General features: G+C 66.0%; 9 protein-coding genes. 3 read left to right on the top strand and 6 right to left on the bottom strand.

Annotated elements, in window-relative coordinates; genetic code table 11:
• Nucleotides 1-304: 304 nt before the first annotated feature.
• From ACNJYD_RS13395 to ACNJYD_RS13385, 3 genes are read right to left on the bottom strand one after another with little or no spacing between them, the layout of a single operon-like run.
• Complete coding sequence (locus tag ACNJYD_RS13395; RefSeq protein WP_212260255.1) at nt 305-1,177, bottom strand: MlaD family protein; 873 nt, start codon at nt 1,175-1,177, stop codon at nt 305-307.
• A 29-nt stretch (nt 1,178-1,206) separates the two neighbouring features.
• Nucleotides 1,207-1,977, bottom strand: a complete 771-nt coding sequence (locus ACNJYD_RS13390; RefSeq protein ID WP_172785270.1) for an ABC transporter ATP-binding protein — start codon at nt 1,975-1,977, stop codon at nt 1,207-1,209.
• A 2-nt stretch (nt 1,978-1,979) separates the two neighbouring features.
• Nucleotides 1,980-3,113: an MlaE family ABC transporter permease gene (locus ACNJYD_RS13385; protein WP_439366618.1), complete on the bottom strand. Its 1,134-nt coding sequence runs from the start codon at nt 3,111-3,113 to the stop codon at nt 1,980-1,982.
• 131 nt (nt 3,114-3,244) lie between these two features.
• Here ACNJYD_RS13385 and dgcA point away from each other — a divergent pair, with 131 nt between their 5' ends.
• Nucleotides 3,245-4,240, top strand: coding sequence for an N-acetyl-D-Glu racemase DgcA (gene dgcA / locus ACNJYD_RS13380; RefSeq protein ID WP_439366617.1), 996 nt, complete (start codon nt 3,245-3,247; stop codon nt 4,238-4,240).
• Here the strand turns inward: dgcA and ACNJYD_RS13375 are convergent.
• The gene (locus ACNJYD_RS13375; RefSeq protein WP_439366616.1) at nt 4,210-5,406 is read right to left on the bottom strand and encodes an MFS transporter; all 1,197 of its coding nucleotides are present in this window, start codon (nt 5,404-5,406) and stop codon (nt 4,210-4,212) included. The genes dgcA and ACNJYD_RS13375 overlap by 31 nt on opposite strands.
• 75 nt (nt 5,407-5,481) lie before the next feature.
• Between ACNJYD_RS13375 and ACNJYD_RS13370 the strand changes: the two genes are divergently transcribed.
• Complete coding sequence (locus ACNJYD_RS13370; RefSeq protein ID WP_439366615.1) at nt 5,482-6,909, top strand: hypothetical protein; 1,428 nt, start codon at nt 5,482-5,484, stop codon at nt 6,907-6,909.
• 280 nt (nt 6,910-7,189) lie between these two features.
• Here the strand turns inward: ACNJYD_RS13370 and ACNJYD_RS13365 are convergent, their stop codons facing one another.
• On the bottom strand, nt 7,190-7,549 hold the full coding sequence (locus ACNJYD_RS13365) for a hypothetical protein (RefSeq protein WP_246708802.1): 360 nt from the start codon (nt 7,547-7,549) through the stop codon (nt 7,190-7,192).
• 131 nt (nt 7,550-7,680) lie between these two features.
• Entirely contained in the window at nt 7,681-8,124 is a 444-nt protein-coding gene (locus ACNJYD_RS13360) for an RbsD/FucU family protein (RefSeq protein ID WP_172785277.1), read from the bottom strand.
• 166 nt (nt 8,125-8,290) lie between these two features.
• Here ACNJYD_RS13360 and ACNJYD_RS13355 point away from each other — a divergent pair, with 166 nt between their 5' ends.
• Entirely contained in the window at nt 8,291-10,111 is a 1,821-nt protein-coding gene (locus ACNJYD_RS13355; protein ID WP_439366614.1) for a caspase family protein, read from the top strand.
• The last annotated feature ends 184 nt before the right edge of the window (nt 10,112-10,295 follow it).

Below are 10,295 nucleotides of genomic sequence, written 5' to 3'. Positions count from 1 at the left end.
TTGGGAGCGTCATCCGCGCTCTCGTGCCCCGGACGCAGCGCAGCGCTTCTTTAGCGGTGCGCTGCAGAGCCGGGGCCCACGCGGCATCGTACGGTGTGGCTTTCTGGGTCCCGGCTCTGCGCAGCAACGCCAAGAGCGTTGCAGCGCGTCCGGGACACGGGTCGCAGCTCGTCATTGCGAGGAGCGAAGCGACGAAGCAATCCAGACTGCCTCCGCGGCGGCAGTCTGGATTGCTTCGCTACGCTCGCAATGACGGCGGAGAGAGCATGCGCCCTCTCTCATCTCGTGCGAACGCTCCCGCCACCTACCGCCTGCCGCTCGCGGCGGGCGCCGGCTTGGGCGGCTCGGGCGGCGGGGCGGGTTGCGATGAATTGCTGGCGCCGAACAGGACGCGGGTCGGGTTGCGGTCGAAATTGTTCACGGCACGGCTGATGTCGCCGAGGGTGCGGCGGCCGTCGGCCATCAATGCGCCAGAGCGCTTGTCGAAATCGTCGGCCAGCTCGCGGATCGACTTCACCGCCTGGAACAGCTCGCCGCCGTCCTTGCCGCCGGCCAGCGTGTTGAGGCCGAGCATGAGGTTGTCGGCCTTGAGCATGACGCCGTCGACCTTCGCCATCACGCCGTCGATCTTCTCGGAATTGCGCGCCAGCGAGTTGGTGAAGGTCTCGAGGTTCTTCAGCGAGTTCTTCACCGAGTCCTGATTGTCGGCGACGATCTTGTTGATGTTCTGCAGCGTGGCGCGGATCGCCTCGGTGACGTCCTGGAGCTTGTTGGGGTCGGCGGTCAGCGTCGGGATGCCGTCCTGGTCGAGCGGCGGCGGGGCTGCAGCCTCTTCGCCGCCCTTGAGCGAGATCGCGGCGACACCAGTGAGGCCCTGGAATTCGAGGCCGACCAGCGTGTCCTTGCGGATTGGAGCGTTGTTCTCGATCATCGCGAGTGCGACAACCCGCCGCGGGTTGTCGAGCTTCACGGAGACCACCTCGCCCACCCTGATACCGTTGAAATTGACGCTGCCGCCGTTGCGCAGGCCCGCCGCGGGCCCCTCGAACACGACGCGCAGCGGGCTGCGCTGCTTGGTGGTGTGCAGCGACTGAAACCACAGCACGAAGCCGACCGCGGCGGCGATCACCGCCAGCGTGAACGAGCCGATCAATATGTAATTCGCCCGCGTTTCCATCAGGTGCTCCGGCTACTCAACCCAGCTACTCAACCCATGACCGCGCGGGCGCGCTTGCCATGGAAATACTGCCTCAGCCAGGGATGCTGCGAGGCCTGCATGTCGGCGATCGACCCTGCCGCAATGATCTTACCGTTCCCTAAAACGGCGATGCGGTCACATGCGGTGTAAAGGCTGTCGAGGTCGTGGGTTACCATGAAAACGGTCAGCCCCAAAGTGCGCTGGAGGGTCCGGACCAGCTCGTCGAAGTCGCCGGCGCCGATCGGGTCGAGGCCGGAGGTCGGCTCGTCCAGGAAGACGAGGTCGGGATCGAGCGACAGCGCGCGCGCCAGGGCCACGCGCTTGATCATGCCGCCGGAGAGCTCCGACGGGAAACGCTCGGCGACCTCGGGCTTGAGGCCGACCATGGTGAGCTTGGCCATGGTGATCTCGTCCATCAGCCGCTGCGAGACGCGCAAATATTCGCGCATCGGAAACTGGATGTTCTGCCGCACGGTCAGCGAGGAGAACAGCGCGCCCTGCTGGAACAGGACGCCCCAGCGCCGCTCGACGTTGCGCCGCTGCGACGTGCTGGAGGAATCCAGGTCGACGCCGAACACTTCGATGGAGCCTGCGACCTTCGGCACGAGGCCGATGATGGTGCGCGTCAGCACCGACTTGCCCGCGCCGGAGGGACCGACGAAGCCCAGGATCTCGCCGCGCTTGACGTCGAGGTTGAGCCCGTCGAGCACGCGCGTCGCGCCGAACTGCACGGTGATGTCGCGGACGCGGATGATCGGATCCTGTATCTCGCCTGCCATCGTCACATCCCGATCGAGGCGAAGAAGATGGCGAAGATGCCGTCCATGACGATGACGAAGAAGATACCCTTCACCACCGACGCGGTGGTGTGCTGACCGAGCGATTCCGCGCTGCCCTGCACGGCGAGCCCTTCGACGCAGGCGACGATGCCGATCACGGCGGCCATGACCGGCGCCTTGACGATGCCGACGATGAAATGATCGATCGAGATGGCATCGCGCAGGCGCAATAGGAACGCTTCCGGCTGAACGCCGCCATAGAGCCAGGCCACCAGACCGCCGCCATAGAGCGCGGCCATGGCGCCGAGGAATGCCAGGATCGGCAGCGCCAGCACCAGCGCCATCATGCGCGGCAGCACCAGCACCTCGATCGGGTCGAACCCCATGGTGCGCAGCGCGTCGATCTCCTCGCGCATCTTCATCGAGCCGAGCTCGGCGGTGTAGGCGCTCCCCGAACGGCCCGCGACCATGATCGCGACCAGCAGCACGCCGATCTCGCGCAGCACCAGGACGCCGAGCATGTCGACGACGAAGATGTCGGCGCCGAAACGGCGGAAATGGAAGATACCTTGCTGCGCGATGATGCAGCCGATCAGGAAGGTGATCAGCACGATGATCGGCACCGCGCGCCAGCAGACCTGCTCCATGTGATGCACGGTCGAGGTCAGGCGGAACGAGCGCGGATGAATCAGGACGCGAAACCACGCCGCGAGCACGGCGCCGAGCATGTCGACGAGGCCCGCCACCGTGCCGGCGACGCCGGCCACGGCCCGGCCGATCTGCTCCAGCATGCCGGAGATGGTGATCGGGTTGCTGTCGACCACGGCCGCCGCCCTGACCCGCCGCACCTCGTCCACGAGGCTGGAATAATTGGCGGACAGACCCGCAATCTGCGCCTCGACAGGTCCCTTGGTCAGGCTGCGGCGCAGCCGCTCGATCAGCCAGGCGCCGAACGTGTCGAGCTTGGCGACCTCGGAGACGTCGATGAAGATGCTTTGCGGGGTGCCTGCGAGCTTCTCGGCATCGGCCACCATCCGCTCCAGGACCGGCGCAAAGCTCGCGGTCCAGGTCCCGGTGGCGCACAGCGCCAGCGCGTTGCCCTTGGCAATCCGTTCCAGCTTCGGATCGCCACTCATGTCCGCTCCCGTGCCGGGGCGGAGAAAATCAGATGGTTGCGCACGCGCCCTTACCCAGAGAAGGTATCCCCAAGTGGTTAATGTTAGTTGCTAGAGGTAACTAGCAGGTTCAGATTTCGCCAGAGTTCAAAATGACTTCCATGAAATTTGCAGCTTTGGCGACGCGAATCGAGCGCTTCCCGATCGCCGGCAGCTTTACCATCAGCCGGGGCGCCAAAACCGAGGCCGTCACCGTCGTGGCGGAGGTCAGTCGGGACGGCCTGACCGGCCGCGGCGAGTGCGTGCCCTATCCCCGCTATGGCGAGACGCCGGAGGCGACACTGGCCGCGATTGAGGCCATGCAGGAGGCCGTCGCTGGCGGGCTGACGCGAGAGGCCCTCCAGGCCGCCATGCCGCCCGGTGCGGCCCGCAACGCCCTGGATTGCGCCCTGATCGACCTCGAGGCCAAGGCGGCCGGCTTGCGCGCCTGGAACCTGCTCGACCGCCCGGCCCCGGGGGAGCGCACCACGGCCTACACGATCTCGTTAGGGACCCCCGAGGCCATGGCCGCGGCGACCGCCAAGGCGGCGCACCGGTCGCTGCTCAAGATCAAGCTCGGCGGCGACGGCGATCCGGAGCGCATCGCGGCCGTGCGCAAGGCCGCCCCCGAAGCCGAGCTGATCGTGGATGCCAACGAGGCCTGGACCGAGGCCAATCTCGAACACAATCTCGCTGCCTGCGCCGTGGCCGGCGTTACCCTGGTGGAGCAGCCGCTGCCGGCAGGCAGAGACGAGGCGCTGGCGCGGATCAGGCGCCCGCTGGCGGTCTGCGCCGACGAGAGCGTGCACGACCGCTCTTCGCTCGCGCCCTTGCGCGACCGCTACGATGCCGTGAACATCAAGCTCGACAAGACCGGCGGCCTCACCGAGGCACTGGCCATGGCCGATGCCGCCCAGGCGCTCGGCTTCGAGATCATGATCGGCTGCATGGTCGCAACCTCGCTGTCGATGGCGCCAGCGATGCTGGTGACGCCGCAGGCGCGCTTCGTCGATCTCGACGGCCCGCTGCTGCTCGCGCACGACCGCGACCACGGCCTGCGTTATGACGACAGCCTGGTCTACCCGCCGGACGCTTCGCTCTGGGGCTGAGCCGTGAGGCGATGCCGCGCCGACCAGATCAGGATCGCGCCGGCAGCGGCCATCGCGGCCATGACGTAATAGACACCATCACCGATGCGGGCATAGATCGCGCCCGATGCGATCGACGTCGCCGCGCCCAGGAGTCCGTTGCAGGCGGCGTAATAGCCCTGCCCGCGCGCGATCTGATGCGACGGCACGCGCTGCACCAAGAGGTTCATGGTGCCGAGGATGGTCATGCCAAAGCTGAAGCCGTGGCCGAGCTGGGCGATCGCGAGCAGCACGAGCGGCGGCTCGCTGGCGGTGACGATCCAGCGCAGCACGGCGATCACGCCGCCGATCGCCATCAGCGTGGACGGATGCAGCGAGAAGCGCGGCGACAGCGCGAACACCACGATCTCGGCCATCACGCCCAGCGTCCACAGCACCGCGATGGTGAGCCCGCTGATGCCATGGAGCTGCCAGTCGATGGCCGAGAAGGTGTAGAAAGCGATGTGGCTGCTCTGGATCAGCGCGGCCGATGCGATCACCGCCCAGAAGCCGGCATCACGCAGCAGCGGCTTGCCGGCGGGCCGCTCCGGCGTCCTCCGCCTGAGATCGTCGAGCGGCTGGAGCAGCAGGCTGGCGAGAACAGCGACGACAGCCCAGGCCACGATGACCCAGATCAGCTCGCGCGGAGCAATGACGTCGACCAGATAGCCGCAGGCGAGCGAGCCGGCGGCGAAAGCCGCCGAGCCCCACAGCCGCAAGGGTCCGTAGTCGAGCCCGTAGCGGGCGACACCGCGCAGCGCATAGGCATCGGTCAGCGGCATCGTCGGCGTCCACATCATGCAGGTCAGCGCGTAGATCACGAACAGCGCCAGCGGCTGCTGCTGCAGGCCGACGACCGAAAATCCAATCGCCGTCGCCAGCGCCGACACCATGATGGCGGCGCGAATGGCATGCCGCTTTTCGGCAAAGGCCGTGACCTGCGGCAGCGTGGTGAAACGTGTGATCGCCGGCAGCGCGTTGATGATGCCGATCCAGGCCGCGTCGACGCCGATCGCCTTCAGCCAGACCGGGAAGAACGGCATATGCGTGCCCAGAACCGCAAAGAAGGCCGAATAGAACACGGCGAGGCTCACGGCGAATCGCCGCTTCGTCGCTGCCGCGATGGGGATTTGTGATTCGGACTGCATCAAACCAATTGCGATTCGGTCGATATCGTGGTGATCGTTACAGTAACGCGCACTGATTTGCGCGACGAGATTGTCATGGCCAACGAAGCATTCGCCCTTTCGCCCATGTCTGCCCGTGCGGCCGAGCCGAACGAGCAGGATTACGACGCGATCCGCGAAGCCTTCATGGAGACCGCGCGCGGCCGCTGGTTCCTCGGCGAATATGCCAAGCGCAACCGCAATGCCGACACAAGCATGGTCCTGGATGCGGTCGCTCGAATCGAGGAAACCCTTGCAGCACAGCGGCAACCGGTCGTCGAGGACCGCCTGCCCGAGGCGCTGGTCGAAATCCGCCGCGCCATCCGCGAGGCGGAGACGATCGCACTCGCCGCGTTCGATCCCGCCGCGATCGAGGCGAGCCTCGCACCGATCCCGCGCGGGGTGCGCATCATCAAGGAGATCTCCTGGCGCTGGCGCGAGATCGGCGCCGACGGGCGAATCTGCGACCTCATTGATTCGCAGCTGGCCTCGATCGAGGCCGCCTGCGGGCAGATCTCGACCCTCGATCCCCGCGTCGAGCTCAAGGCCGCGTTCGATTTGTTGAAGGATCGGGTCGAGCAGCTCGACGGCGGCGCATCGCCGCAGGCGGCTCCGGCTCCGGCGCAGGAGGTGCCGTCATCCGCTGCGGAAGCCTCGCCCGTCGAGACGGCGCCGGCGGCGATGGCCGGCGAAGCCGTGGCTTTTACGGAGACGCGCGAAGAGATCGCCGCAGCTCCGGAAGCCGAGGCGGCGGCTGTCGAAGCAACGGCCGTCGCTGAGACCTCCGTCATCGCCGAGCAGGCCATGGACGCGGCTGCTGCACAGGAGATCGCGGCCGACAGCCAGATCCCTGCTGAAAGCGCGGTGCTCGAAAACGTCGTGCCTGATGATGCCGAGCTCGAAGCCGTCGCGTTTGAAGAGCCGGCCGCTGAGCCCGAGGCATCGACGGAAGCAAGCGAGGAGTTCTCGCTCGATGCCGCCGCCGAGGCCGAGGACGAAGCCATTCTCGAAGCCATCGCGATGGAGATGGCCGCGCCCGATCCCGATTTCGACGAGATCATCGAGCCGGTCGAGATGGCCGCCGCAACACCGGAGCCGGTGCCCTCGGATGTCGCAGCGCCCATTGCCACCGCGCATCCGCAGGCGGTCGCCGAGCCGGTCGTCGCAGCCGTCGCCGAAGAGCCCGCCGCGGACGCGCCGATCGCGCTGGACTCGCTCGCGCGCCTCACCGACGCCATCGCGGAAGCCGCCGCCGAAGTGATGGAGCAGCAGACGCCGGCCATGGCAGCGGCAGCATCGTTCGCCGCAGCACCGGCCGCAACGCTGCCGATGCCTTCGCCCCTGCCTGCGTCCATGCCCGAAGCCTCGCTCGGCGCCACCATCCTCGCCAGCGGCATCCTGCAAAAGCCGCGCGCACCAGCCAACGACCCGCTCGCCCCCATCCGCCGCATGACCCAGGCCGAGAAGATCGCGTTCTTTTCCTAAGGGGCGCGCACGCTCACGTGTCCCGGACAAGCTGCAACGCCCACGGCGTTGCGGCGCAGAGCCGGGACCCAGGAGCCACAAATTCCACTGAGCATGGGCCCGGCTCTGCAGCGCACCGCTGAAGAAGCGCTGCGCTGCGTCCGGGGCACGAGAGGATTCGATGCCACTCTCTCCACAGCGTCATTGCGAGCGCAGCGAAGCAATCCAGAGTGTCTCCGCGGCGGCAGTCTGGATTGCTTCGCTGCGCTCGCAATGACGCGTAGGCGCAGTCAGCGCCTCATCACCCGCAATTCCACACCGCCCCGATCGGCGTGCGTGTCCAGCACGGGCCAAAGCTGCCACCATTGTAGCGGCCGCCGCCAAAGCCGGGGCGGCCGAAATAGTGCCACTCACCGTCCCAGCGATAATATTGCGGAACCGGATCGATGTACCAATGGCGACGTTCAGTCCGCGCGAGGCGCCGCATGGCGTCTTTCTGCTTGTAGAGCGGGATGCTGTTGCTGAGCGGCTGCCGATAGCCCGGCAGAAACCCATAGCCCTTCCAGACCGGCTTGGGACGCTTTTGCACGGGCTCGGCGGACGCGACAGCGGGCAGCAACGACAGGATGACAGCAACGAAGAGACACAGAAGGCGAGACATGGATCGACGATAGACGCTCGCCTGGCGGAAGACCATTCAAATTCGAGTGCTGGCAGATGGTCGCGTGGGAGCATCGCACACGATGTCGCATCCGCTTCGATCACGCGGTGCGTCGATCGAACCCAGCCGCGCTAACCGATCACGCCCTTGCGGATCAGGAAGCAGCCATAGCCCCTGCTGTCACCGACCTGCACGACGCCAAAGCCTGCCGCCGCCGCGCGATAAAAATCCGGACGGGAGAGCTTGCCGGGTGCAACGGCGCGGCCAACAGCGCGCTCGATCTCGGCGAGCACGGCGCGCTGCACCTCGGGCACGCGGTCGGGATCGTCGACCGGCATCATCACACGCACCGGATCGGGATCGAAATCGTCGAGCGGATAGACCGACATGATGGCGCGGACGGCGACCTCCATCGTCATGCCCGGCAATTGGATCAAGCGTTGCGACGAGGTGCTCTGCGCGATGCGGGTGGCCGGGTGATTGGCATCGACGAAAACGAGGTCGTCGCCGTGGCCCATGGAGGCGAGCAGCCAGAGCAGGTCTGGCGTCAGGATCGGATCGATCGATTTCAGCATGTGACGGCGGTTCCTCCCAATTGATCGCTAACCATAACAGGTTCCGAGCGTGATTCAGATCACGGAGGCCGCCATGGTGACAGGGATCACGGACCGCAGGGCTCGAACGCGGCCAAGCTTGCGCGCAACCAATCTCGCATCGAGATGAGTGCCAAAGGAGCACGCCATGTTCCGCCTAAAGCCCTTTTTCATGACAGCGAGCCTGTTGGGAAGCCTGTTCGGCTTCGCCTGCGGGCCCGTTTCCGCGCAGGTCGCCCCGGTGCAGCCTGCCCCCACCGCGCTGCAAGGCCCGGAGCAGCGGGTGGCGCTGGTGATCGGCAATGCGAACTACAAGAACGCGCCGCAGCTTGCGAATCCCGACGATGACGCCCAGTCGATGGCGCAGTTCCTGAACTCCGCCGGGTTCGAAGTGGTCGCAGCGACCGACCTGACCCAGAACGACATGCTCCGCGTCGTCCAGGACTTTTCCGCCAAGGTCGCCTCGCGCGGTCCGAACACGGTGGCAATGGTCTATTACGCCGGTCACGGTGTGCAGCTCGCCGGCGAGAACTATCTCGTTCCGGTCGATGCCAAGGTCTCCAACCCCACCGAGCTCGTCAACAATTCGGTGCGCCTCGTCGACGTGATGTCGACGCTGGAGACGATCCCGAGCCGCATGCGCATCGTCATCCTCGATGCCTGCCGCAACAACCCGTTCCCTGAAGTCAACGACGCCGGCCGCGGCTTGGCAATCGTCGATGCGCCGAACGGTTCGATCGTCGGCTACTCGACCGCGCCGGGCGCTGAGGCGCTCGACGGCACCAATGGTCACAGCCCCTACACGCAGGCGTTCCTGAACGTCGCGCGCGAGCCCAACGTGCCGATCGAGCAGCTGTTCAAGCGCGTGCGCCTGCAGGTCAACCAGACCACCAGCGGCGCGCAGATCCCGTGGGAGAGCTCGTCGCTGACGAGCGACTTTACGTTCTTCGGCGACACTGCGGTTGCCGCCAACCGCGCGCCGGTGAATACGCCGGTCGTGCAGATGGCCTCCAATTTGCCGAGCCGCTCGACGCGCCAAGCCTATGACTACGTCGTGTCCGAGGGTCGTCCGGAATATTATCAGGAGTTCATCCAGATGTATCCGCACGATCCGCTGTGCGACCACATCCGCTGGCTGCTCAAGAACCTGCTGATCTCGCAGGCCTGGCACAAGGCGGTGCTCGCCAACTCCCCGCTCGCCTACAAGAGCTTCTACGACAGCTACGGCAACAGCCCCTATGCGCAGGTCGCGCTGAAGCTGCAGGCGCAGCCGAAGCAGATCCCCCTGATGCAGGCGACCAAGTTCCTGGCGCCGCAGAACTTTGCCCCGACGATCAAGATCGGCAATCTCGGCCAGCCCAAATACATGCCGCTGATGCAGCAGGGCAATGGCGTGCAGGTGAACGGCAATTTGCCGGTCGTGCAGAAGCCGGTCGACGGCAACGTCGTCGGCAAGCTCGGTAATGGCGGCCAGATCGTCACCCTGCCTGCGGGCAACAACCAGCCGAACCCGCAGAACGGCACGCCGTCGCAGATCCCGAGCAAGATCGTCACCCTGCCCGCACCGACCCACACGACCAATGGCAAGGTCGGCATCGGCAAGATCGTGACCCTGCCTGCGACCAACAATCCGCAGAACGGCGGCAACAATGCCGGCACGATCAACGGCTCTTCTGGCAAGACCGTGAGCGTGCCGGTGAATCCGGGCACGAAGATCGACGTGAAGCCCGTCAACCTTCAGACGCAGAACCAGCCGATCCGCGTCAACAACGGCAACACCGGCATCGTGAAGCCCAACACTATCCCCGTGAACAAGGTGCAGGTGCAGACCAACGTGCAGACCAACCGTCCGCAGCTCAACACGATGCCGAACCGCATGGTCAGCAGCAACAACAACTTCCGACAGTCGATGAACCAGGCGCCGAGCATGAACAATGGCGGCAACCGTCGCGGCGGCTTCATGCACTGATTGCGCAAGACAGAAGGTGCGCTCCCTCCCCCGCTTGCGGGGGAGGGCTGGGGAGAGGGTCTCTCCACAACGGGACAATCCCCAAGAGGAAAAAGCCCTCACCCGGCACTGCGTGCCGACCTCTCCCGCAAGCGGGAGAGGTTGCACCGAGCAAGCGGAAAGTTCGATCCTCAAGATCGACAGA

This window comes from Bradyrhizobium sp. SPXBL-02 (assembly GCF_051853065.1).
GTDB lineage: Bacteria > Pseudomonadota > Alphaproteobacteria > Rhizobiales > Xanthobacteraceae > Bradyrhizobium.
The sequence above is the reverse complement of the archived record's forward strand: the minus strand, read 5'-3'. Positions and strand labels throughout refer to the sequence as shown.